Origin of the sequence: Pseudomonas sp. C 49-2, from assembly GCF_003970195.1 — a bacterium.
Taxonomy (GTDB): Bacteria; Pseudomonadota; Gammaproteobacteria; order Pseudomonadales; family Pseudomonadaceae; genus Aquipseudomonas; species Aquipseudomonas canadensis.
Genome location: NZ_RXYG01000009.1, coordinates 117132 through 139058 on the forward strand (window position 1 = coordinate 117132; position 21927 = coordinate 139058).

Sequence of the window (21927 nt, forward strand, 5' to 3'; positions counted from 1 at the left end):
CTTAGAACCCGCCACTCATCCGCCAGATACCAAGCAAGCTAATAATTCCATTTGACATTCGCTGCCTAAGCAGTAACATCTTGTCATACATTCACTGCCTAGGCAGTAATAAGGTGACTTCCGATGTCTCACTTCACTCCTGACAGTTTTCGCAACTGCCATCTCGGCCTGCTTCTGGGCCGGGCGGCGCTGCTCAAGGACCGCATTATCGATACCCATATGGAACCGCATGGCGTGACGGCCGCGCAGTTCAAGGTGTTGATCATCATTGCCCAGTTCGACGTCGATACCCCGGCGGAACTGTGCCGCAACCTGTCCCTGGACAGCGGCTCCATGACCCGCATGCTCGACCGCCTGGAACAGAAGGGCCTGCTGGCGCGCCAGCGCTCCGAGCAGGACCGGCGCCAGGTGCGGCTGGTGCTCACCGAAGACGGCCAGCGCCTGGCGGACATGCTGCCGCACATCGGCGCGCAGTCGATGAACGAGTTGGCCGGCGCCCTGGAGCCTGGCGAGTTGCAAACCCTGGAACGGATCCTCAAGAAAATTCTGGTAGCTGCCGGTGACGCAATCGTCATCCAGCGGGTAGGTAATGAATGAACAGACGCGCACTTAGCCTGGTGCTGGTGGCCATGAGCATGGCCGGTTGCGCCAACTACAGCGGCCTCGACACCCAAGGCAAACGCCTCGACGCTGGCAGCCTGCAAACGGGCAAGACGTTGAGCGGCGTGCCATTATCGAGCGCGGCCTGGCCCAGCGCCGATTGGTGGAAAAGCCTCGGCGACCCACAGCTCGACGGCCTGATCCAGGAAGCCCTGCAAAACAGCCCCGATATGCAAGTTGCCAGCGCCCGTGCCCACCAGGCCGAGGCCGCTGCCTATGCCGCCAACGCCGAGCGCATGCCGACCCTGGATGGCAGCGCGGGCGTGAGCCGTTCGCGCCTGGCCAAAGACCAGGACCCACGCGGGGAGGGCGATGCCTATTCCACCGTGCGCAACATCGGCGCCAGCTTCAACTACAACTTCGACCTCTGGGGTGGCCAGCGGGCCGCCTGGGAAGCCGCGTTGGGCGAGGCGCGCGCCGCCCAGGTCGATCAACAGGCCGCGCGGCTGACCCTGGCTGCCAACGTGGCCAAGGCCTACAGCGACCTGGGTCAGGCCCACATCGTGCGGGACTTGGCCAATGACGACCTCAAGCGCACCCGGCAGATGCTCGACCTGGGCAAGCGTCGCCTGAACTCGGGTATCGACAGCCACTACCAGTACCAGCAGACCGAAAGCCTGGAAGCCAGCTCCCAGTCGCAACTGATCGATGCGGAAAAACAACTGCAAAGCGCCAAGATTGCCTTGGCGGTGTTGCTCGGCAAAGGCCCGGACCGGGGCAGTGAACTGGCCCGGCCCAACGTGTTGAAACCCAGCGCCGTCGCCGTGCCCTCGGTGTTGCCCGCCGAACTGCTGGGCCGTCGTCCGGACCTGATCGCCGCGCGCTGGCGTGTCGAGGCAGCCGGCAAGAATATCGATGCGAGCAAGACCCGCTTCTACCCCAACCTCAACCTGAGCGCGAGCGCTGGGGCCGAGTCGTTGCTGGGGGATGCAATGTTTGGTTCGGCCAGCCGCTTCTTCAACATTGCGCCGACGATTTCACTGCCGATCTTTGACGGCGGCCGCCTGCGCGCCGACCTCGATGCCCGTGACGCTGACTACGACCTGGCCGTGGCGCAGTACAACAAGACCCTGGTGCAAGCCCTGGGCGATATCGGCAACACCCTTTCACAACTGCGCGACACCGGCCGGCAGATCCAGGCCCAGCAACATGCCGCGGACATTGCCCAGCAGTCCTACGACACCGGTGTGCAGCGCTACAGCTCCGGCATCGGCAACTACCTGGATGTGCTCAGCATCGAGCAGCAATTGCTGCAAGCCCAGCGCCAACTGGCGACGCTGAATGCCGCGCAGATCGATCTGTCGATTCAATTGATGCAGGCCCTGGGTGGCGGATACGACGCCAGGAACATGGCCGCGACCACCCCCGCCCGCTCGGAATAATTTGAGGTATTTGTCATGGCCACTGCCGAAAACACCAACGCAACTGAACAACCCAAGGACAGCAACCCCCGCAAACGCAAAGTGATGCTGATCGGCCTGGCGCTGATCGTCATCCTGGCGGTAGTGGGCGTGTGGGGCTGGTATGAACTCTACGGCCGCTTCAATGAAAGCACCGACGATGCCTATGTGAATGGCAACGTGGTGGAAATCACCCCACTGGTCACCGGCACGGTGGTCAGCATCGGTGCCGACGATGGCGACCTGGTCCACGAAGGCCAAGTGCTGGTCAACTTCGACCCGAACGACGCCGCCGTCGGCCTGCAAAGCGCCCAGGCCAACCTGGCCCGCACCGTGCGCCAGGTGCGCGGCTTGTACAGCAACGTCGACGGCATGAAGGCGCAGGTCAATGCGCAGAAAGCCGACGTGCAAACCGCCCAGGATAACTTCAACCGCCGTAAAACCCTGGCCCAGGGCGGGGCGATTTCCCAGGAAGAACTGTCCCACGCCCGTGACAGCCTGACCGCCGCTAAAAACGCGCTGACCAACCTTGAGCAGCAACTGAAAACCACCAATGCGTTGGTGGATGACACCGTGATCTCGTCCCATCCGGACGTGCAGGCCGCCGCTGCGCAATTGCGCCAGGCCTACCTGACCAATGCGCGCAGTACCTTGATCGCACCGGTCACCGGCTACGTGGCCAAGCGCACTGTGCAACTGGGCCAACGCGTGCAACCGGGCACCGCGTTGATGGCCGTGATTCCGCTGAACCAGCTGTGGATCGACGCCAACTTCAAGGAAACCCAACTGCGCGACATGCGCATCGGCCAGCCGGTGGACATCGAGTCGGACATCTATGGCAGCGACGTGAAATTCAGCGGCACCATCGATAGCCTGGGTGCAGGTACGGGTAGCGCATTTGCCCTGCTGCCGGCGCAGAACGCCACCGGTAACTGGATCAAGATCGTGCAACGGGTGCCGGTGCGCATCCATATCAATGCTGACGAGTTGGCCAAGCACCCGCTGCGGGTGGGCTTGAGTACCCTGGTCAACGTGGACCTGCACGACCAGAGCGGCCCGGTCCTGGCGCAGCAGGCGCCGCAGAAAGCCTCGTTCACCACCAACGTGTATGACCGCCAACTCGCCGAAGCGGATGCCATGATCACCCAGTTGATCCATGACAACAGCCTCGCCGCACCCAAGGCTGTGCAACGCTGATGAGCAATAACGCCTCCTTCACGCCACCCAGCCTGTTGATGGCCACTATTGGCCTGTCGCTGGCGACCTTTATGCAGGTGCTCGACACCACTATCGCCAACGTGGCGTTGCCGACCATTTCCGGCAACCTGGGCGTGAGTTCGGAGCAGGGCACCTGGGTCATCACCTCGTTTGCGGTGAGCAACGCGATTGCCTTGCCACTCACCGGCTGGTTGAGCCGCCGTTTTGGCGAAGTGAAGCTGTTTCTATGGGCGACCATGCTGTTTGTGCTGGCGTCGTTCCTCTGTGGTATTTCCACGTCGATGCCCGAGCTGATCGCCTTTCGGGTCATACAAGGCCTGGTGGCCGGGCCGTTGTACCCGATGACCCAGACACTGCTCATTGCGGTCTACCCGCCGGCGAGGCGCGGCATGGCCCTGGCGCTGTTGGCGATGGTCACGGTGGTGGCGCCGATTGCCGGCCCCATCCTCGGTGGCTGGATCACGGACAGCTACAGCTGGCCGTGGATCTTCTTCATCAACGTACCGATCGGCATTTTTGCGGTGATGGTGGTGCGTTCCCAGCTGAAGAAACGCCCAGTGGTCACCAGCCATCAACCGATGGACTACGTGGGGCTGTTGAGCCTGATCGTCGGCGTCGGCGCCTTGCAGATCATCCTCGACAAGGGCAATGACCTGGACTGGTTCGAATCCAACTTCATCATCATCGGTGCGGCGATTTCGGTGATTGCCCTGGCGGTGTTCATCATCTGGGAACTCACCGACAAACACCCGGTGGTCAACCTTAAGCTGTTCGCTTACCGTAACTTCCGGATCGGCACCATTGTGTTGATCCTGGGCTACGCGGGCTTCTTCGGTATCAACCTGATCCTGCCGCAATGGCTGCAGACCCAGATGGGCTACACCGCGACTTGGGCGGGGCTGGCGGTGGCGCCGATTGGTATCTTGCCGGTGCTGATGTCGCCGTTTGTCGGCAAGTACGCGCACAAGTTCGACCTGCGTCTGTTGGCGGGCCTGGCATTCCTGGCGATTGGTCTGAGTTGTTTCATGCGCGCAGGTTTTACCAATGAGGTGGACTTCCAGCATATCGCCCTGGTGCAGCTGTTCATGGGGATCGGCGTGGCGTTGTTCTTCATGCCGACCCTGAGCATCCTGATGTCCGACCTGCCGCCGCACCAGATTGCCGACGGCGCGGGTTTGGCAACTTTCCTGCGGACCCTGGGCGGTAGTTTTGCGGCGTCGCTGACCACCTGGATCTGGATCCGCCGGGCGGACCAGCACCATGCTTACATGAGCGAAAACATGACCACCTACGACTCCGCGACCCGCGATGCCTTGCAAGCGCTGGGCGGGGCAGGGCAGAAGGCCTACACGCAGCTGGATCAGATCCTCACCAGCCAGGCGTACATGATGTCCACCGTGGATTACTTCACGTTGCTGGGGTGGATGTTCATGGGGTTGATGTTGCTGGTGTGGCTGGCGAAGCCGCCGTTCACCGCGAAAGCGGGTCCAGCGGCCTCCGGTCACTGATCCGCAAGGGCTGGAATGCAATCAACTGTGGGAGGGGGCAAGCCCCCTCCCACATTTTGATCTCCTTTCACAGGGGATCAGGGGTGTTGGTGGCTCAAGCCCCAGGCAACGCGAGCTGTGGATTGACGAAATCAAACGCCGCCAACTGAAACCCTTGCTCATCCACTTGCAACGCCCAGCCCTGCTTGTCCCAATCCCCCAGCACGATGCGCTTGGCCGCCTGGTCACCAATCTGCAACTTGTGAATGGCGGGGCGGTGAGTATGGCCGTGGACCAGGGTGCGCACGCCGAACTGCTGCATCACCCGCGGCACTTCCTCGGGCGTCACATCCACAATGTCGTTGGCTTTCATGCGCGTCTGCGCCCGGCTTTCACTGCGCAGCTTGCGCGCCAGCTTATGGCGGGTGCTCAAAGGAAGGTGGCGCAGGATAAACAACACAATCGGGTTGCGCAGGATGCGCCGCAGCTTCATATAGCCGACGTCGCGGGTGCAGAGGCTGTCGCCGTGCATGAGCAGCACGGGTTCGCCATGGAGCTGCACGACACTCGGGTCCTTGAGCAAGGTGGCACCTGCGGCTTTGCAGAACGCCTTGCCGATCAGGAAATCGCGGTTGCCGTGCATGATGAAAATCGGGGTGCCGCTGTCGCTCAGCTCGCGCAACGCTGTGCAAATCGAACGCTGGAAGGGGGTCATCCCATCGTCGCCAATCCAGGCTTCAAAGAAGTCCCCCAGAATGTACAACGCCTGGGCGCCACGAGCGCGGTGGTGGAGCAGATCCAGAAACGCCCGGGTAATATCCGGGCGCTCCTCTTCCAGATGCAAATCTGAAATCAGCAATATCACCCAACGATCTCGGCTTTCTCGACGATAACGTCTTCTACCGGAACGTCCTGGTGACCGGCTTTACTGGTGGTCTGCACGCCTTTGATCTTGTCAACGACGTCCTGGCCTTCGGTGACTTTACCGAATACCGCGTAGCCCCAACCCTGCACGTTCTTGCCGCTGTGGTTCAGGAAGGTATTGTCGGCGACGTTGATGAAGAACTGCGCGGAGGCCGAATGCGGCTCCATGGTACGGGCCATGGCGACGGTGTACTTGTCGTTGGAAAGGCCGTTGTCCGCTTCGTTCTGGATGCTTGGACGCTTGTCTTTCTTTTCTTTCATGCCAGGCTCGAAACCGCCGCCCTGGATCATGAAGTTGCCGATAACACGGTGGAAAACGGTGTTTTCGTAGTGGCCGGCGTTCACGTACTCGATGAAGTTGGCGACGGTGATCGGCGCTTTCTCGGCGTTCAGCTCGATGACGATGTCACCGTGGTTGGTGGTCAGTTTGACTTGAGTCATGTTCACTACTCTTTTCAGGGAATTCGTGGGTTTGGGTGCCTGGGCACCACGACCGGTATGGCGAAACTGCGGCCAAGGCGCGCAGTTTAGCGTGCCCTGCAGGAATTTCGAGGTGGTTTTTACCGCCGATGCAATAAATGCTGCAGTTTTCGGTGCTGCCCTGTCAGGTGCTTGACAGCATCGGCTATGATATCGCCTTTGTTTTATCTGGCCTCACCCGGCCACGAACCTGTCTGTTCAAGGATCCTATGAGCAAGCCCACTGTCGACCCTACCTCGAATGCCAAGGCCGGACCTGCCGTCCCGGTCAATTTCCTGCGCCCGATCATCCAGGCGGACCTGGATTCGGGCAAGCACACGCAGATCGTCACCCGCTTCCCGCCAGAGCCCAACGGCTACCTGCACATCGGTCACGCCAAGTCGATCTGTGTGAACTTCGGCCTGGCCCAGGAGTTCGGTGGCGTCACGCACCTGCGTTTCGACGACACCAACCCGGCCAAGGAAGACCAGGAATACATCGACGCCATCGAAAGCGACATCAAGTGGCTGGGCTTCGAATGGTCCGGTGAAGTGCGCTATGCCTCCAAATACTTCGACCAGCTGTTCGACTGGGCCGTCGAACTGATCAAGGCCGGCAAGGCCTACGTCGACGACCTGACCCCGGAGCAGGCCAAGGAATACCGTGGCACCCTGACCGAGCCGGGCAAGAACAGCCCGTTCCGCGACCGTTCGGTGGAAGAGAACCTGGACTGGTTCGCCCGCATGCGCGCCGGTGAGTTCCCGGACGGCGCCCGCGTGCTGCGTGCCAAGATCGACATGGCCTCGCCGAACATGAACCTGCGCGATCCGATCATGTACCGCATCCGCCATGCCCATCACCACCAGACCGGTGACAAGTGGTGCATCTACCCGAACTACGACTTCACCCACGGTCAGTCCGACGCCATCGAAGGCATCACCCATTCCATCTGCACCCTGGAGTTCGAAAGCCATCGCCCGCTGTACGAATGGTTCCTGGACAGCCTGCCAGTGCCGGCGCACCCGCGTCAGTACGAGTTCAGCCGCCTGAACCTGAACTACACCATCACCAGCAAGCGCAAGCTCAAGCAACTGGTCGATGAAAAGCACGTACACGGTTGGGACGACCCGCGCATGTCCACGCTGTCGGGCTTCCGCCGCCGTGGCTACACACCGGCGTCGATCCGCAACTTCTGCGACATGGTCGGCACTAACCGTTCCGACGGCGTGGTCGACTTCGGCATGCTCGAATTCAGCATCCGCCAGGACCTGGACGCGAATGCTCCGCGCGCCATGTGCGTGCTGCGCCCGTTGAAGGTCGTGATCACCAACTACCCGGAAGACAAGGTCGACAACCTCGAACTGCCGCGTCATCCGCAGAAAGAAGAACTCGGCGTGCGCAAGCTGCCGTTCGCCCGTGAAATCTACATCGACCGCGATGACTTCATGGAAGAGCCGCCAAAGGGCTACAAGCGCCTGGAGCCGAACGGCGAAGTGCGCCTGCGCGGCAGCTACGTGATCCGTGCCGACGAAGCGATCAAGGATGCCGATGGCAACATCGTCGAACTGCGTTGCTCCTACGATCCGGACACCCTGGGCAAGAACCCTGAAGGCCGCAAGGTCAAGGGCGTGATCCACTGGGTGCCAGTCGCGGCCAGCATCGAGTGCGAAGTGCGTTTGTACGATCGCCTGTTCCGCTCGCCGAACCCAGAAAAGGCCGAAGACAGCGCCAGCTTCCTCGACAACATCAACCCTGACTCCCTGCAAGTACTCACTGGTTGTCGTGCCGAACCCTCGTTGGGCGAAGCACAGCCGGAAGACCGTTTCCAGTTCGAGCGCGAAGGTTACTTCTGCGCGGATATCAAGGACTCGAAACCCGGTCAGCCGGTATTCAACCGTACCGTGACCTTGCGTGATTCGTGGGGCCAGTGATTCTCTAAGGAAGCCGTTGTGCTAACGATCTACAACACACTCAGCAAGACCAAAGAAGTCTTCAAGCCGCTGGATGGCAACAAGGTGCGCATGTACGTGTGCGGCATGACCGTGTACGACTACTGCCACATCGGCCACGGCCGCAGCATGGTTGCCTTCGACCTGGTGACCCGCTGGTTGCGTTTCAGCGGCTATGACTTGACCTATGTGCGCAATATCACCGACATCGACGACAAGATCATCAACCGCGCCAATGAAAACGGCGAGTCGTTCGACGCGCTGACCGAGCGCATGATCGCCGCGATGCACGAGGACGAGGCCCGCCTCAATATCCTCAAGCCGGACATGGAACCGCGTGCCACGGACCACATCCCGGGCATGCACGCGATGATCCAGACCCTGATCGACAAGGGTTACGCCTACGCCCCAGGCAACGGCGACGTGTACTACCGCGTCGCCAAGTTCATGGGCTACGGCAAGCTGTCGCGCAAGAAAATCGAAGACCTGCGCATCGGCGCACGTATCGAAGTCGACGAAGCCAAGCAGGACCCGCTCGACTTCGTGCTGTGGAAGGCCACCAAGCCGGGCGAGCCAAGCTGGGAATCGCCATGGGGCGCCGGGCGTCCGGGCTGGCACATCGAATGCTCGGTAATGTCCACCTGCTGCCTGGGCGAGACCTTCGACATTCATGGCGGCGGCAGCGACCTGGAGTTCCCGCACCACGAAAACGAAATCGCCCAAAGCGAAGCCGCCACCGGCAAGACTTACGCCAACGCCTGGATGCACTGCGGCATGATCCGCATCAATGGCGAGAAGATGTCCAAGTCCTTGAACAACTTCTTCACCATCCGCGACGTGCTGGCAAAGTACCATCCGGAAGTGGTGCGTTACCTGCTGGTGTCGAGCCACTACCGCAGCGCCATCAACTACTCGGAAGACAACCTCAAGGACGCCAAGGGCGCCCTGGAGCGTTTCTACCACGCGTTGAAAGGCCTGCCAGCCGTGGCACCGGCCGGCGGCGAAGTCTTCGTCGCACGGTTTACCGAAGTCATGAACGACGACTTTGGTACACCGGAAGCCTGCGCGGTGCTGTTCGAGATGGTGCGCGAGATCAACCGTTTGCGTGAGAGCGATCTCGACGCCGCGGCGGGTCTGGCAGCGCGCTTGAAAGAACTGGCCAGTGTGCTGGGCGTGTTGCAGATGGAAGCGGATGACTTCCTGCAAGCCGGCGCCGAAGGGCGTGTGGATGCGGCGCAAGTGGATGCGCTGATCCAGGCGCGTCTGGCAGCGCGTGCCAATAAAGACTGGGCGGAATCCGACCGTATCCGCGACCAACTGACCGCAATGGGTGTGGTGTTGGAAGACGGGAAAGGTGGGACGACGTGGCGGTTGGCTGATCAGGCGTGATCGTTAAACGCTGAATGGAAAACGCCCCGACTGGTTCGGGGCGTTTACTAGTTTGGAAATTAGTATGCGTTAAATTATCTGGAGTTATAGATTCTCCATCAGAACCACCATCTGATTTCCCATCTAACTGGCAGAGCCCCCGCGTGAAGGGGTATACAGAAAAAAGCAATCCATCCAATGAAAGGGTGCTTTGATATAAGGTCTGGGTTGTATCCGAGTATGGGGAATTTGTTTTCTTCGATCATGCTTATGTAGGTGGTTACAAAAAAACCATTAAATATTAAGCAGAGTAGAAACTTAGCAAGGAAATACTCGCTTCCAGAGAAACGTATTTTTAGTGTGTATGCGTAAAGAATTCCCCATGTGGCGAATATCGGGAAAGTCCAAGCAAACCAGAGTGTCAATATTTTTCCTCGTCGTGCATCTGCTTTATAGTTTGGAAATCTGTATAGGCTTCGATTCCCATCGTAGTTGGGGTCATTGTTTTGTACGCTCGGATGTAATCGGTTGGGATGTATCTAAATAGGCGCCAAGCATCAGGTTTAAGTACGTGTCTCGCTGCACTGTAGACGGATAACCCAATATCAACTGCACCGTAGGCCATATTGGCTTCTCGTTCACCATGACCCATAGCGAATGCGGCCGACTGATATGCGCCCCGAACCGGGCCGACCGTATCTGATTGTCCCGTCACTAGATTACGCCCACCCTCATATACGTTATTTGCACCATGTGCGATCAGCGGCACCCCTGCAATGAGACAGAGCGTGCCAACTGATGCGTAGCAAATTCCAGCACCTGTAGCCATTTGCAGCGCGCCTGCTACAACTCCAATGCCTTTACGCCCAATCTCCATTGACTGGTTCAGCAGGCTTTGTTGTTCGGTTTTTATCTCCACGAGCCCCTGTGCAACCGTCTTTTTTCCCTGCTCCACATCCCTAACAATACTACGAGCGTAATAGGCCACATCTCGATTGAATATCGAGCGAGTAATACCGTCCTGCAGATGACGAGCGCTGATTGTGCAAGCCTGGCTGGTCAGCTTGCCTGCGGCTTGGCTGACGACCCATAAGTCATGAAAGCTTGAGGTTTGCTTCTCGTGCTTTGATTTCATCGCCCGGTTTCCCATGAGCCATAGCCACTGGTGCCCGCGAGATGATGTGTCCAGATGATTTCCCGATAACGAATCGACAGATGTTCCTGTGCGTCTACATCGTTCAGCAGGACGGAGTGGGGGACCTCGACGGTCAGGCTGGCGATGATGCAGCCCCTGATATCGACGGTGTAGTATTTTTGATGCTGGCCGAATTGTGAAATGCGATAAAAGTTGATCACGCAGTTCAGTTCTTCTCGGTTGGATAACGCTACGGCCAACAAGGGTGAGGATTTATCAATGTTTTTTGTGATGATCACCGGGCCATGGGTGGAAGCTCTGACATTGCCCGTGTTGAGCATATTGTGGTTGAAGGACATCACCATGATTTCGTCCCGATGCCTCTCCTGGCACTTGTTGCCGATGGAGTCTTGGGTTGAGCAGCCAGCCGAGATCAAACCTTGAGATTTTCCGTTAATGGACATGTAGCCGTGGTTAGCCATGGACGTTGGTATCCTGATTTTATTCACCATAAACATACGGAAAAATGTAAATGGGAAATATCGGATGTTTCGTCTTTTGTCGTGTGAGCGGGATGTAGGATTATTCGATTTTGTGCGAGAAGAAAAACGCCCCGTTATGCCGGGGCGTTTTGCTGAGACGGTGAGAATGAATAGCGACGGAAGTCGCCTGCTACTTTCCAGTTTTTACGCAATGTTCATTGAGCGCTTCATTTACCAGAAGCTGAATAGCTTCCACCATTCGGCAGATCCCTAGAGCCACGCTGCGCGCGGTTCCATCAATCTCAAAGGCTAAATGACTTGCCAGTGCTTGAACTGAAGCGAGGTCCTCCGAAGCATTGACCAGTAATGTCTCGGCATCCAATCCTTTACGTACAGTAAAAAGACCTTGCCCGTCATCAGGTGACCCAGGCGTTGAAGGCGGATTTAAATGATGGTTAATCGCTCGATCAGCACAAGCGTGAAGCGAAGATGAATCCAGCGGCGGATTCGAATTGTCTTTAATCATGGCGAAGCTCCCAGAGTATTGGAGTCACCTAGAGTTTAATCGGGCTGCGAAACCCGGTCGCTGAATTTGCAGCGACCGCCGAAGATTAGGCAGCCATCTTCCGAGCGACAACCCTAAAACGCTGTCGGAAATTTCCTTGCTGCGTTTACCCACCTGAAGTTTGCAATACCTGTGCTAGGTAGGGGGGCCTTGTACTGACTTTATAGGCGTTACTAGCTGCGTCGTTATAGATCGTCTCGTGGTACTTGCCGTCCTTGAAATGCAAAGCGACGCCATCATCGACCGCGTAGGCGGGTCGTACCCCCTCATGCTGAACAAGTTCGACAAACGACGTTTCCCTTCCTGCTTCTGAGCTGAAATGCGGACACAGTGCTCCTGGCAGCAAGCCCAGGCCGTGAACCAGCGCAAACACTCCCCCTGAATCGGAATGCCCATGCTCGAACCAGCAAATGGCGCCTGCACTGACACCACACAGGACTTTGCCGTTTTCCCAGGCCCTCTTCAGATGGTCCACTACAGCAAATTCGCGCCAGATCGCCAACATGGCGCGGGTATTTCCGCCTGGTACGTAAATAATGTCGGCTTGCTCAAAGAGTGATGAAACATGATTGGCGTTGGGGAAGGGTGAAATGAAAAATGCCAGCGTGGTTACACGGCAGCCAGCGCTTTCATATTTGGCGGTGAAATCGAAAATCTTGATTCGGTCATCGCCATTGGCGGTGGAGATGTAGAGCACAGTAGGGTGCGTTTTGCCTGATGACGCGACGATGTGTTTATCGATACGCGTCATACGCTGCATGTCTTCGGTGGACTCGCCGCCGATAACAATAATGTGCTTAGTCATCCTGACCTCCTGTCCGTCTTGCGCGATATGAGTGTCTGCCGCCGCTATGAAGATTGCATCACTTGATACCGACTTTGAACAAAACCATTGTCCGACTCATGCGTGCCGATATGGCGAAGCTCAAGTTCTCGACCGATCTGGCTGAAGAGTGGGATCCCTTGCCCGAGTAAAACCGGGATACGCGTGATGATCAGCTCATTGACCAGGCCCGCTTCGAGAAACGCCTGGATCGTCTGGCCTCCGTCGATATAGAGGTGCTTCATGCCGCGCTCGGCTAACGTTGCCACGAGTGAGGTGACGTCTCCCGCCATCAACTCGACCTTGCCCTCCAGGTGCGCAGGGATTTGCAGTTGCTGATAAGAGAGCACAATGACCGGCGTGCCTTCATAGGGCCACTCGGGAAAGGACAGGACCTTCTCCAGGGTTTTGCGGCCCATCACCAGCGCATCCACCGTGGCGATGAAGTTTTCATAGGTCACACCCTTCAACTCGGCGGTTTCATACGCGGGTTGGTGCAACCATTCGATATCACCGTCCGGACGGGCAATGAAGCCGTCCACGCTGGCTGCGATAAAGACTGAGCATTTGACATCCATTGCGAAAACTCCTTTTCGTGCGCTTGAGCGCTAATGTTAATTTAATCCGCCGATGCAAAAACCGAATGTCGAAGAAATAACCCTGACGCCCCTTTCTGCAGTGCGAGGATGTATGCGAAGTTGGTTGATCCGTTACCGTTACGCCATCATTTTCTGGGTGTGCTTCGGCGTTTTTCGCACCTCCCTGGCCGATTGGAATCCCATTCCCTCTGGCTCCATGCGCCCGACCTTGCTGGAGGGTGATGTGGTGCTGGTCAACCGCGTGGCCTATGACCTCAAAGTGCCGCTCACCGATATTTCCCTGGCCAAAATCGATAGCCCCCAGCGCGGCGATGTGGTGACGTTCTCGTCGCCCAAGGACGGCATACGCCTGATCAAGCGCATCGTTGGCATTCCCGGTGACACCCTGGAGATGAAAGATGAGGTGTTGTGGGTCAACGGCGTGCCGGCTACCTACAGTGATGCCCAGGACATCAGCGAACCCATCGTGCCTGGTCATACGGTGCCGGGGATCAAGTTGAATGAGTGGGTGGCCAACCGACAGCACACGGTGCAGTTCATGCCGACCGTGCGGGCAATGCGCAATTTCGGGCCGGTGGTGGTGCCGGCCGACAGTTACTTCATGCTGGGGGACAATCGTGATAACAGCGATGACTCACGGTATATCGGCGTTGTGCCACGCCGGCTGTTGATCGGGCGCGCGCATCATGTGCTGGCGTCGGCGGAAATCATGGATCACTGGATGCCACGCCTGAACAGATTTGGCGCGCCGATCCTGTAAGGACAAGCCCCAATACACTGTAGGAGCTGGCTTGCCAGCGATGGCTACTACAGTTGGGTGTGTTACGAGGGCCCCTGAATCCAGACACTCACTTTTGGGTTAGCCCATTACCTTTTCGTGCGTTCTTGTGGGCTGTCCGCCCGGTTCCTATCCTGCGGTCTTCGTTTACCCAGGAGTAGGTTCCATGAGCTTTGATCTCGGACTAAAAGGCCTTCGTGCGCTGGTCACCGGTGGCACCAAAGGTATCGGCGCCGCCGTGGTGGCGGTGTTGCGTGAGCAAGGCGCCCTGGTGATTTCGGTCGCGCGTTCGGCGGCGGATTCGACGCCAGAAGGCGTGCATTTCATCGCCGCCGACCTGGGCACTGCCGCGGGTTGTGCGAGCGCTACCGAGGCGGTGAAGGAGCGGTTTGGCGGCGTGGATATCATCGTTAATGTACTCGGCGGCTCTAGCGCGCCTGGCGGTGGTTTTGCGGTACTGGACGATGAGCAGTGGTCGAGTGCCCTGGGCCAGAACCTGATGGCGGCGGTGCGGATGGATCGGGCGCTGCTGCCGGGGATGCTCGAACGTGGGGCCGGGGTGATTATTCATGTCACTTCGATCCAGCGGGAGTTGCCGTTGCCGGAGTCGACCACGGCGTATGCCGCAGCGAAGGCGGCGTTGGCGACCTACAGCAAGAGCCTGTCGAAAGAAGTGACGCCCAAGGGTATTCGGGTGGTGCGGGTTTCGCCTGGCTGGGTGGAGACGGACGCGGCGGTGGCACTGGCGGAGCGCCTGGCGGAGCAGGCGGGAACGGATTACGAGGGGGGCAAGCAGATCATCATGCAGGCGCTCGGCGGTATTCCGCTTGGACGGCCGGCCAAGCCCCAGGAGGTGGCTGACTTGATCGCCTTCCTGGTCTCGCCCCGCGCCGCGTCGATCAGCGGCACCGAGTACGTGATTGACGGCGGTACCGTGCCCACGGTCTAACTTGTCGGCTTGGCGGCCTGCCATTTGAGCAGGCCATCCAGCACCGGGCACAGGCTCTGGCCCCACTCGGTCATGCGGTATTCCACCTTGGGCGGCACCACCGGGTAGACCGTGCGTTGCACCAAACCATCGGCCTCGAGCTGACGCAATTGCTGGGCGAGCATCTTCTGCGAGATATCCGGGATCAGCCGCTCAAGGTCGGAGTAACGCTGCACCTGGCCGCCGAACAGGTGGAACAGGATGATCAGCTTCCAGCGCCCGCCAAGCCAGGCGAGGGTGGTTTCGACGTCGGCGGCCGCGGTGGCAGGGGTGTAGGTTTTACTCATTGCATACGCCCTTCGGACATTTCGGAAAGTTGCCATTTGCTTTGACGTCCGCCGCAGCCTGGCTTTAGATGGTCGACACGACCAAACCCATGATGAAACCGGCGGTGATTCAAATGGATTGTATCTTCTGCAGCATTGTTCAAAAGACCTCCCCTGCGCACATTCTGTGGGAAGACGACCAGCATATGGCCTTCCTGTCGATTTTTCCCAATACACCGGGTTTCAGCGTAGTGATCCCCAAGCAGCACTACGGCAGCTATGCGTTTGCGCAGTCGGATGAGGTGTTGGCCGGGCTTGCGATAGCGGCGAAGAAGACCGCGTTGCAGATCGACCGGGCGTTTCCGGATGTGGCGCGTACGGGGATGATGCTGGAAGGGTATGGAGTGGATCATTTACATGCGAAGCTGTTTCCCATGCATGGGACGGGCGGGGACAGTACCTTCAAGCCCATCAGCTCCAAGGTGGAGAAGTTCTTCGAAGCCTATGAGGGCTATATCTCGTCCCACGATTTTGTGCGGGCGGATGATGCCGAATTGGCGGAGTTGGCGGCACAGATCCGATCCTTCGCCTAGCGTCGATCCAAATGTGGGAGGGGGCAAGCCCCCTCCCACATTTTTTAACCGTGTTCGCCTCAGCGCTCAGCGGCGGCTGCTGACCTCGGCCGGTACATCATCACCAGCCATACGCTTGCGGAACAGCGCCGTACGGGCCAGCAGCAACGTGGTCACCGGCACCGTGATCGACAACAAAATCGGAATCAACCACCCATGCAACACCGGCCCGGATTTGAGCACCGAAAAATAAATGATCGACGCCAACGCCACACACCACGCCCCCAACGTCGAAGCCAATGCCGGCGGGTGCATGCGCTGGAAGAAGTCCTTCATGCGCAGCAAGCCGATCGCGCCAATCAATGCAAACACACTGCTCAACACCAGCAGCACCGCCACGACGATTTCCATCCATAACGGCATCATTCAATCACCTCCCCACGCAGCAGGAATTTGGCCAGGGCAAACGAGCCCACGAAGCCGAACAGCGCGATCAGCAGCGCCGCTTCAAAGTAGGTGTCACTGGCATAGCGAATGCCCAGCACCAGCATCATCAGCATCGCCAGGATGTACAGGTAGTCCAGCGCCAGTACCCGGTCTTGCGCGGATGGGCCTTTGAACAGGCGGACCAGGGTCAGCACCATCGCCAGCGAGAACAGGAACAGGCTGAACAGGATCGCATTGGAGAGCAGGGCGCTCATTCGAAGATCTCCATCAGGGGCCGTTCGTAGGTGGATTTGAAGTGCTCGATGAAGGGCGCTTCGTCCTCCAGATCAAACACGTGCAAGAGCAGGATGCTGCGGTCCAGTGCCAGTTCCGACCAAATGGTGCCGGGCACCACCGTGGTGATCATCGACAGCGCGGCCAGGCCGTTGGCGTCGCGCAGGTCCAGGGGGATCTTGATAAAGCGCGAACGCGGCGGGCGGGAGCCGCATATCAGCACGCCCCAGGCCACTTGCAGGTTGGAGATGATCACATCGCGGCCTACCAGGAAAAACAGGCGAATGATCACCCCAGGGCGGCGCATGCGGATTGGCAAGGGCCGCAGCGGCGCCATCATCAGTGGCGCCAGAAAGCCCAGCAGCGCACCCAGCAGCAGGTTGCCGGGGCTCACGGACAGGTTGAGCACCAGCCACAACAGCCACAACGCCAGCGACAACCACGGGGCAGGGAACAGGCGTTTCATGGCTGCACCTCCAGCGCGGCGGCCTTGGCTTCAGGGCTCGGCACCGGTCGCGTCGCCATCACCGCCATAACATAGTGCTCCGGGTTGTTCAGGCTGACAGCCGTGTCCTGGGTGTAGCGCATCAGCGGCTCGGCCTTGAAGGTCAGCAGGATGCTCAAGCCGAGCAGGAAGAAGATCGGCAGGCACTCGTAGCGACGCAGCAGCGGCGAAGGGCGCTCTTCCGGGGTCCAGAAACGCTGGATGCCCAGGCGCGCAAAGGCGATCAGCGACGCCAGGCCGGAAAGAATCAGCAGCGCCACCAGGCCCCACGCGGCGGGACGAATCGGCTCGTCGACACTGACGCCCAGGCCCAGCGGATTGACCAGTGCACTCAACAGGCTGAGCTTGCCGATAAACCCGGAAAGCGGCGGCATGCCGATGATCAGCAGGGCGCAGGCGATAAAGCTCAGGCCCAGGAAGGCCATGGTCCAGGGAATCACCTGGCCGACCACGGCTTTCTGCTCGTCATCGAGGTTCACGCCAGGGCGCGGATGCAGGGACTCCATGGCCTTGGGCAGCGCATCGATCTCTTCATCCAGCGGCAGGTCGTTGGCCGAGCGCGAACGCTCGATCAACTCGGCCAGCAGGAACAGTGCGCTCAATGCCAGCGTCGAGCTGACCAGATAAAACAGCGCCCCCGCCGTCAGGCTTGGCTGAGCGAAACCAACGGCAGACAGCAAGATCCCCGCCGACACCAGGATGCTCAAGCTGGCCATGCGCTCCAGCCGCTGCGCCGCCACCATTGCCAGCGCCGCACAGATGATGGTTGCCATGCCGCCGTATACCAGCCAGTCCCCGCCAAACAGCGCCGAGGCACCGGCCTGGCCGGAAAACAGCAGGGTCCACAGGCGCAGCACGGTGTACACGCCGACCTTGGTCATGATCGCAAACATCGCCGCCACCGGCGCACTGGCCGAGGAATAGGCGGGCGCCAGCCAGAAGTTCAGCGGCCACATGCCGGCCTTGGCCAGGAATGCGGTCGCGAGAATCGCAGCGCCAGCGTGCAGCAGGCCGCGATCAGCCTCCGGTACCAATGGGATTTTCAACGCCAGGTCGGCAAAGTTCAGCGTGCCGGTCACCCCGTAGATCATCGCCGCGCCAATCAAGAACAACGACGACGCCAACAGGTTGATCGCAATGTAATGCAGACCAGCCGACACTCGCGCGCGGCCCGAGCCGTGCAACATCAAGCCATAGGACGCCGCCAGCAGCACCTCGAAGAACACGAACAGGTTGAACAGGTCGGCGGTGAGGAACGCACCGTACAACCCCATCATCTGCACCTGGAACAACGCATGGAAACTGGTGCCCGCGCGGTCCCAGCGGGCCATGGCGAACAGCAACGCGCTCACGCCAATGATGCCGGTGAGCACCAGCATCAGCGCCGACAACTGATCCACCACCAACACGATGCCAAACGGAACTTGCCAGTTGCCCGGCAGGTACACGCCGATCGAGCCAGGGCCGCCTTTTTGCGTCCAGTACAGCAGCAAAACAGCGATGCCCAGGCCAATGACGCTGGAGAACAGGTTGATGCGCGCCTTCAGCGGGCGGTGCTTCTCGCCGAGCATCAGCATCAATGCGGCCGTCAGCAACGGCAACAGGATCGGCGCGACGATCATTTGATTCATCCACGTCATTCCTTGGGCTCCCGGCCGTCCACATGGTCCGTACCGGTCAGGCCGCGGGAGGCCAGCAGCACTACCAGGAACAAGGCGGTCATGGCGAAGCTGATTACGATGGCCGTGAGCACCAGCGCCTGGGGCAGGGGATCGGTGTAGTTGAGCAAGTCTTGCGGCACGCCGTCCTTGATGATCGGCTCCTTGCCGATAAACAGGCTGCCCATGCTGAAAATGAACAGGTTGACCCCGTACGACAGCAGGCACAGGCCCATCACCACCTGGAATGTCCGTGGCCGCAGGATCAGCCAGACGCCGGAGGCCGCCAGGACCCCAATGGCAATTGCGATGACTTCTTCCATCAGGCGGCTCCTTCCGTTGCGGCAACCACTTTGGCCTGGTTGCTCGGTTTGTGGGCCCGCACGGACTGGTGACCGAGGGCGGTGAGCATCAGCAGCGTCGAGCCGACGACCATGGCGTACACGCCGACGTCGAAGAACAAGGCGCTGGCGATATGGATGTCGCCGAGCAGCGGCAGGCTGAAATGCCAGGTGTGGGTGGTTAGGAACGGATACCCGGCAAACAATGCACCGAGGCCGGTCAGCGTCGCTGAGAACAGGCCAAAGCCCATCCAGCGCATCGGTCGCAGGCTCATCTGCGCCTCGACCCACTGCGTACCGGCGACCATGTATTGCAGGATAAACGCCACCGACATCACCAGCCCGGCGACAAACCCGCCGCCCGGTTGGTTGTGGCCGCGCATGAACAGGTAGAACGACACCACCAGTGCTATCGGCAGCAGCAGGCGCACCAGCACCGCCGGCACCATCATGAAGCCCAGGGCGGTGTCGCTGGCCTGGCGTGGGTTGACCAGGTCGGTGGCCACGTCCGGCGCCAACTGGCGCTGTTGCGCGGGCAGTTGCATGCTTTCCTTGGATGGACGGAAGCGGCGGAGCAGGGCGTACACGGTCAGCGCCACGGCGCCAAGTACGGTGATTTCACCCAAGGTATCGAAGCCCCGGAAGTCCACCAGCATCACGTTCACCACATTGCTGCCGCCGCCTTCGGGCAGGGCGCGGCTTAAGTAGAACGAGGAAATATCGTTGGGCGTCTGGCGCGTCAGCATCGCGTAGGACAGCAGTGCCATGCCGCCACCTACCACGGTGGACAACAGGAAGTCGCGCAGACGGCGAATGCGCGCCTTGCGCAGCGAACTCGGCAGTGGCGACACTTCCTCGATCCGCCGTGGCAACCAGCGCAGGCCGAGCAGGATCAGCACCGTGGTCACCACTTCGACCACCAGTTGGGTCAGCGCCAGGTCCGGCGCCGAGAACCACACGAAGGTCACGCAGGTCATCAGGCCGCACACGCTGACCATGGTCAGGGCCGCCAGCCGGTGGTACTTGGCTTGCCAGGCAGCGCCGAGGGCACAGGCAATCGCCAGCAGCCACAGGGTCACGAACACAATGGAACCCGGGATCTTCGGCCGGTCGCCCCAACTGAGGCCGCTGTTGAGCATCGGGATCATGCCGCCGATCACCGCCACCAGCACCAGCAGGAACAACTGGGTCTGCAGGCGCTTGGTGCTGATGCGTTTCTCGATCTTGCGCACACCGCGCATCATCACCACCAGGCTGCGCTCGAAGCCGCGCTTGCCGTTGAAGTAGCTGATGATGGGCGGGTATTTGAAGCGGCCACGCTTGAGTTGCTTGCGCAGCAGCAGATAGAGCACCACGCCGCCGGACATGGCCACCAGGCTCATGATCATCGGCGCGTTCCAGCCGTGCCAGATCGCCAGGCTGTACTCCGGCAGTACACCGCCGACCACTGGCAGGGCGGCAGCGGCGAGGATCGAACCCACCACCTGGGCCGGGAAAATCCCCACCAACAGGCAGGTGAACACGAGCAGTTCAACCGGTGCGCGCATCCAGCGCGGCGGTTCATGCGGGGTGTGCGGCAGGTTGGTCGCCGTCGGGCCGAAGAACACATCCACGGTGAAACGCAGCGCGTAGGCCACGCTGAACGTACCGGCGATGGTCGCGATCAACGGCAGGGCAAACTCCACCCAAGCGGTCGAGGTGATGAACACGGTTTCGGCGAAGAACATCTCTTTGGACAGGAAGCCGTTGAGCAACGGCACGCCGGCCATGGACGCACTGGCCACCATCGCCAGGGTCGCGGTAAACGGGATCAACCGCACCAGCCCGCTGAGCTTGCGGATATCGCGCGTGCCGCTTTCGTGGTCGATGATGCCTGCGGCCATGAACAGCGAGGCCTTGAATGTGGCGTGGTTGAGGATATGGAATACGGCTGCGACGGCGGCCAGCGGGCTGTTCAGGCCAAGCAATAAGGTGATCAGCCCGAGGTGGCTGATGGTGGAGTAGGCCAGCAGGCCTTTGAGATCATTCTGGAACATGGCGCAGTAAGCGCCGAGAAGCAGGGTAATCGCGCCGGCGCCGCCGACGATATAGAACCATTCTTCGCTGCCGGACAGCGACGGCCACAGGCGGGCCAGCAGGAACACGCCGGCCTTCACCATCGTTGCCGAATGCAGGTACGCCGACACCGGTGTGGGCGCCGCCATCGCATGGGGCAGCCAGAAGTGGAACGGGAACTGCGCGCTTTTGCTCAAGGCGCCGATCAGCACCAGGGCCAGCATGACCGGGTACAGCGCGTGCGCGCGAATCTGATCGCCGGCCGCCAGCACCTGGTCGAGGTCATAGCTGCCGACGATATGCCCCAGCAACATCACGCCCGCCAGCAGGCACAAGCCGCCCGCACCGGTAACCATCAACGCCATATAGGCACCACGCCGTGCATCAGCGCGGTGGTGCCAGTAGCCGATCAGCAGGAACGAGAACAGGCTGGTCAGTTCCCAGAAGAACACGATCTGGACCAGGTTGCCGGAGATCACCAGCCCGAGCATGGCGCCCATGAACGCCAGGAAAAACGCAAAGAAGCGCGGCACCGGGTCGTCCGGCGACATGTAATAGCGCGCATACAACGACACCAGCGTGCCGATGCCCAGCACCAGCATCGAGAACAGCCAGGCGAACCCATCCATGCGCAGCACGAAGTTCAGCCCGAGGCTGGGCAACCACATGAATTCTTCGCGGATCACGCCACCGTGGGCGATCTGGGGGTAGAGCAGGGCGACTTGAATAGTGCCGACCAGGGCCACAAGGCCGGCCAGCAGGGATTCGGTGTTACGTGCATTGTGCGGCAGCAAGGCCGCCAGACAGCTGCCAGCGAACGGCAGAAGCAGTAGAACTATCAGGGACATAGGCTTCTAATCTGCGGGAGTTTGGGATGCATCATACGTGCCGCTTTCTCGATCACCAAACGGCAAGATGTGGCAGGATCCTACAAGGTAGGTCGAAAACGCCCATTTGGCATTGTTTCAATGCCCC

Annotated in this window: 23 protein-coding genes; 9 read left to right on the top strand and 14 right to left on the bottom strand. The window is 59.8% G+C overall.

Annotated elements, in window-relative coordinates; all coding sequences use genetic code 11:
• Window positions 1–123 precede the first annotated feature (123 nt).
• Genes EJ576_RS18775 through EJ576_RS18790 form a run of 4 tightly spaced genes read left to right on the top strand, consistent with a single transcriptional unit; the run spans window position 124 to window position 4786 of the window.
• Entirely contained in the window at window positions 124–597 is a 474-nt protein-coding gene (locus EJ576_RS18775) for a MarR family winged helix-turn-helix transcriptional regulator (protein WP_016977433.1), read from the top strand.
• Window positions 594–2042 carry an efflux transporter outer membrane subunit gene (locus tag EJ576_RS18780; protein ID WP_126570856.1) on the top strand — a complete coding sequence of 483 codons (1449 nt, stop codon included), beginning with the start codon at window positions 594–596 and terminating at the stop codon, window positions 2040–2042. The genes EJ576_RS18775 and EJ576_RS18780 overlap by 4 nt, the downstream gene beginning before the upstream one ends.
• A 15-nt stretch (window positions 2043–2057) precedes the next feature.
• Window positions 2058–3257 (top strand): efflux RND transporter periplasmic adaptor subunit, encoded by a 1200-nt coding sequence (locus EJ576_RS18785; RefSeq protein ID WP_028616876.1) that lies wholly within the window; start codon window positions 2058–2060, stop codon window positions 3255–3257.
• Window positions 3257–4786, top strand: coding sequence for a DHA2 family efflux MFS transporter permease subunit (locus tag EJ576_RS18790; RefSeq protein WP_016977436.1), 1530 nt, complete (start codon window positions 3257–3259; stop codon window positions 4784–4786). Before EJ576_RS18785 ends, EJ576_RS18790 begins: the two co-directional genes overlap by 1 nt.
• 94 nt (window positions 4787–4880) lie before the next feature.
• Here EJ576_RS18790 and lpxH read toward each other — a convergent pair whose 3' ends face one another.
• Window positions 4881–5630, bottom strand: coding sequence for a UDP-2,3-diacylglucosamine diphosphatase (lpxH, locus tag EJ576_RS18795; protein WP_122729116.1), 750 nt, complete (start codon window positions 5628–5630; stop codon window positions 4881–4883).
• Window positions 5627–6130, bottom strand: a complete 504-nt coding sequence (locus EJ576_RS18800) for a peptidylprolyl isomerase (protein WP_122729113.1) — start codon at window positions 6128–6130, stop codon at window positions 5627–5629. The genes lpxH and EJ576_RS18800 overlap by 4 nt, the downstream gene beginning before the upstream one ends.
• 248 nt (window positions 6131–6378) lie before the next feature.
• Here EJ576_RS18800 and EJ576_RS18805 point away from each other — a divergent pair, with 248 nt between their 5' ends.
• Entirely contained in the window at window positions 6379–8079 is a 1701-nt protein-coding gene (locus EJ576_RS18805; RefSeq protein ID WP_122729348.1) for a glutamine--tRNA ligase/YqeY domain fusion protein, read from the top strand.
• Between the two features lie 18 nt (window positions 8080–8097).
• Complete coding sequence (gene cysS, locus EJ576_RS18810; RefSeq protein ID WP_122729111.1) at window positions 8098–9486, top strand: cysteine--tRNA ligase; 1389 nt, start codon at window positions 8098–8100, stop codon at window positions 9484–9486.
• A 400-nt stretch (window positions 9487–9886) separates the two neighbouring features.
• Here cysS and EJ576_RS18815 read toward each other — a convergent pair whose 3' ends face one another.
• From EJ576_RS18815 to EJ576_RS18835, 5 genes are all read right to left on the bottom strand, one after another.
• Complete coding sequence (locus EJ576_RS18815) at window positions 9887–10600, bottom strand: DUF4225 domain-containing protein (protein ID WP_122729108.1); 714 nt, start codon at window positions 10598–10600, stop codon at window positions 9887–9889.
• The gene (locus tag EJ576_RS18820; RefSeq protein ID WP_122729105.1) at window positions 10597–11082 is read right to left on the bottom strand and encodes an Hcp family type VI secretion system effector; all 486 of its coding nucleotides are present in this window, start codon (window positions 11080–11082) and stop codon (window positions 10597–10599) included. Before EJ576_RS18820 ends, EJ576_RS18815 begins: the two co-directional genes overlap by 4 nt.
• 190 nt (window positions 11083–11272) lie before the next feature.
• The gene (locus EJ576_RS18825; RefSeq protein WP_122729103.1) at window positions 11273–11608 is read right to left on the bottom strand and encodes a DUF6124 family protein; all 336 of its coding nucleotides are present in this window, start codon (window positions 11606–11608) and stop codon (window positions 11273–11275) included.
• 145 nt (window positions 11609–11753) lie between these two features.
• Window positions 11754–12452: a peptidase E gene (locus EJ576_RS18830; RefSeq protein WP_122729101.1), complete on the bottom strand. Its 699-nt coding sequence runs from the start codon at window positions 12450–12452 to the stop codon at window positions 11754–11756.
• Between the two features lie 44 nt (window positions 12453–12496).
• Window positions 12497–13048, bottom strand: a complete 552-nt coding sequence (locus tag EJ576_RS18835; RefSeq protein WP_122729099.1) for a dihydrofolate reductase family protein — start codon at window positions 13046–13048, stop codon at window positions 12497–12499.
• Between the two features lie 112 nt (window positions 13049–13160).
• Here EJ576_RS18835 and lepB point away from each other — a divergent pair, with 112 nt between their 5' ends.
• Window positions 13161–13829: a signal peptidase I gene (lepB, locus tag EJ576_RS18840; protein ID WP_122729096.1), complete on the top strand. Its 669-nt coding sequence runs from the start codon at window positions 13161–13163 to the stop codon at window positions 13827–13829.
• A gap of 184 nt (window positions 13830–14013) precedes the next feature.
• Window positions 14014–14796, top strand: coding sequence for an SDR family oxidoreductase (locus EJ576_RS18845; protein WP_122729094.1), 783 nt, complete (start codon window positions 14014–14016; stop codon window positions 14794–14796).
• Here EJ576_RS18845 and EJ576_RS18850 read toward each other — a convergent pair.
• Window positions 14793–15122: a helix-turn-helix domain-containing protein gene (locus EJ576_RS18850; protein WP_122729091.1), complete on the bottom strand. Its 330-nt coding sequence runs from the start codon at window positions 15120–15122 to the stop codon at window positions 14793–14795. The genes EJ576_RS18845 and EJ576_RS18850 overlap by 4 nt on opposite strands.
• 113 nt (window positions 15123–15235) lie before the next feature.
• On the opposite strand from EJ576_RS18850, the gene EJ576_RS18855 reads away from it, so the two are divergent.
• On the top strand, window positions 15236–15694 hold the full coding sequence (locus tag EJ576_RS18855; RefSeq protein ID WP_122729347.1) for an HIT family protein: 459 nt from the start codon (window positions 15236–15238) through the stop codon (window positions 15692–15694).
• Window positions 15695–15760: 66 nt separating this feature from the next.
• On the opposite strand, the gene EJ576_RS18860 is transcribed toward EJ576_RS18855, so the two are convergent.
• From EJ576_RS18860 to EJ576_RS18885, 6 genes are read right to left on the bottom strand one after another with little or no spacing between them, the layout of a single operon-like run.
• Entirely contained in the window at window positions 15761–16099 is a 339-nt protein-coding gene (locus tag EJ576_RS18860; protein ID WP_028616866.1) for a Na+/H+ antiporter subunit G, read from the bottom strand.
• The gene (locus EJ576_RS18865) at window positions 16096–16374 is read right to left on the bottom strand and encodes a K+/H+ antiporter subunit F (RefSeq protein ID WP_003211751.1); all 279 of its coding nucleotides are present in this window, start codon (window positions 16372–16374) and stop codon (window positions 16096–16098) included. The genes EJ576_RS18860 and EJ576_RS18865 overlap by 4 nt, the downstream gene beginning before the upstream one ends.
• Window positions 16371–16859 (bottom strand): Na+/H+ antiporter subunit E, encoded by a 489-nt coding sequence (locus tag EJ576_RS18870; RefSeq protein ID WP_122729088.1) that lies wholly within the window; start codon window positions 16857–16859, stop codon window positions 16371–16373. Before EJ576_RS18870 ends, EJ576_RS18865 begins: the two co-directional genes overlap by 4 nt.
• Entirely contained in the window at window positions 16856–18538 is a 1683-nt protein-coding gene (locus tag EJ576_RS18875) for a monovalent cation/H+ antiporter subunit D (protein WP_122729086.1), read from the bottom strand. Before EJ576_RS18875 ends, EJ576_RS18870 begins: the two co-directional genes overlap by 4 nt.
• Window positions 18535–18879 carry a Na+/H+ antiporter subunit C gene (locus EJ576_RS18880; RefSeq protein ID WP_003192163.1) on the bottom strand — a complete coding sequence of 115 codons (345 nt, stop codon included), beginning with the start codon at window positions 18877–18879 and terminating at the stop codon, window positions 18535–18537. The genes EJ576_RS18875 and EJ576_RS18880 overlap by 4 nt, the downstream gene beginning before the upstream one ends.
• A complete protein-coding gene (locus EJ576_RS18885; protein ID WP_122729083.1) occupies window positions 18879–21800 on the bottom strand; it encodes a monovalent cation/H+ antiporter subunit A in 2922 nt (973 codons plus the stop codon). The genes EJ576_RS18880 and EJ576_RS18885 overlap by 1 nt, the downstream gene beginning before the upstream one ends.
• Window positions 21801–21927 lie beyond the last annotated feature (127 nt).

What these genes read in the sequence shown, in the direction of transcription:
- EJ576_RS18845 (WP_122729094.1), top strand. Translation starts at nt 14,014, where the DNA reads ATGAGCTTTGATCTCGGACTAAAAGGCCTTCGTGCGCTGGTCACCGGT.
- EJ576_RS18775 (WP_016977433.1), top strand. Translation starts at nt 124, where the DNA reads ATGTCTCACTTCACTCCTGACAGTTTTCGCAACTGCCATCTCGGCCTG.
- EJ576_RS18870 (WP_122729088.1), bottom strand. Translation starts at nt 16,859, where the DNA reads ATGAAACGCCTGTTCCCTGCCCCGTGGTTGTCGCTGGCGTTGTGGCTG.
- EJ576_RS18855 (WP_122729347.1), top strand. Translation starts at nt 15,236, where the DNA reads ATGGATTGTATCTTCTGCAGCATTGTTCAAAAGACCTCCCCTGCGCAC.
- EJ576_RS18860 (WP_028616866.1), bottom strand. Translation starts at nt 16,099, where the DNA reads ATGATGCCGTTATGGATGGAAATCGTCGTGGCGGTGCTGCTGGTGTTG.
- EJ576_RS18780 (WP_126570856.1), top strand. Translation starts at nt 594, where the DNA reads ATGAACAGACGCGCACTTAGCCTGGTGCTGGTGGCCATGAGCATGGCC.
- EJ576_RS18815 (WP_122729108.1), bottom strand. Translation starts at nt 10,600, where the DNA reads ATGAAATCAAAGCACGAGAAGCAAACCTCAAGCTTTCATGACTTATGG.
- EJ576_RS18835 (WP_122729099.1), bottom strand. Translation starts at nt 13,048, where the DNA reads ATGGATGTCAAATGCTCAGTCTTTATCGCAGCCAGCGTGGACGGCTTC.
- EJ576_RS18805 (WP_122729348.1), top strand. Translation starts at nt 6,379, where the DNA reads ATGAGCAAGCCCACTGTCGACCCTACCTCGAATGCCAAGGCCGGACCT.
- EJ576_RS18885 (WP_122729083.1), bottom strand. Translation starts at nt 21,800, where the DNA reads ATGTCCCTGATAGTTCTACTGCTTCTGCCGTTCGCTGGCAGCTGTCTG.
- EJ576_RS18800 (WP_122729113.1), bottom strand. Translation starts at nt 6,130, where the DNA reads ATGACTCAAGTCAAACTGACCACCAACCACGGTGACATCGTCATCGAG.
- EJ576_RS18880 (WP_003192163.1), bottom strand. Translation starts at nt 18,879, where the DNA reads ATGGAAGAAGTCATCGCAATTGCCATTGGGGTCCTGGCGGCCTCCGGC.
- EJ576_RS18820 (WP_122729105.1), bottom strand. Translation starts at nt 11,082, where the DNA reads ATGGCTAACCACGGCTACATGTCCATTAACGGAAAATCTCAAGGTTTG.
- lepB (WP_122729096.1), top strand. Translation starts at nt 13,161, where the DNA reads ATGCGAAGTTGGTTGATCCGTTACCGTTACGCCATCATTTTCTGGGTG.
- EJ576_RS18790 (WP_016977436.1), top strand. Translation starts at nt 3,257, where the DNA reads ATGAGCAATAACGCCTCCTTCACGCCACCCAGCCTGTTGATGGCCACT.
- EJ576_RS18865 (WP_003211751.1), bottom strand. Translation starts at nt 16,374, where the DNA reads ATGAGCGCCCTGCTCTCCAATGCGATCCTGTTCAGCCTGTTCCTGTTC.
- EJ576_RS18875 (WP_122729086.1), bottom strand. Translation starts at nt 18,538, where the DNA reads ATGACGTGGATGAATCAAATGATCGTCGCGCCGATCCTGTTGCCGTTG.
- EJ576_RS18785 (WP_028616876.1), top strand. Translation starts at nt 2,058, where the DNA reads ATGGCCACTGCCGAAAACACCAACGCAACTGAACAACCCAAGGACAGC.
- EJ576_RS18830 (WP_122729101.1), bottom strand. Translation starts at nt 12,452, where the DNA reads ATGACTAAGCACATTATTGTTATCGGCGGCGAGTCCACCGAAGACATG.
- EJ576_RS18825 (WP_122729103.1), bottom strand. Translation starts at nt 11,608, where the DNA reads ATGATTAAAGACAATTCGAATCCGCCGCTGGATTCATCTTCGCTTCAC.
- EJ576_RS18850 (WP_122729091.1), bottom strand. Translation starts at nt 15,122, where the DNA reads ATGAGTAAAACCTACACCCCTGCCACCGCGGCCGCCGACGTCGAAACC.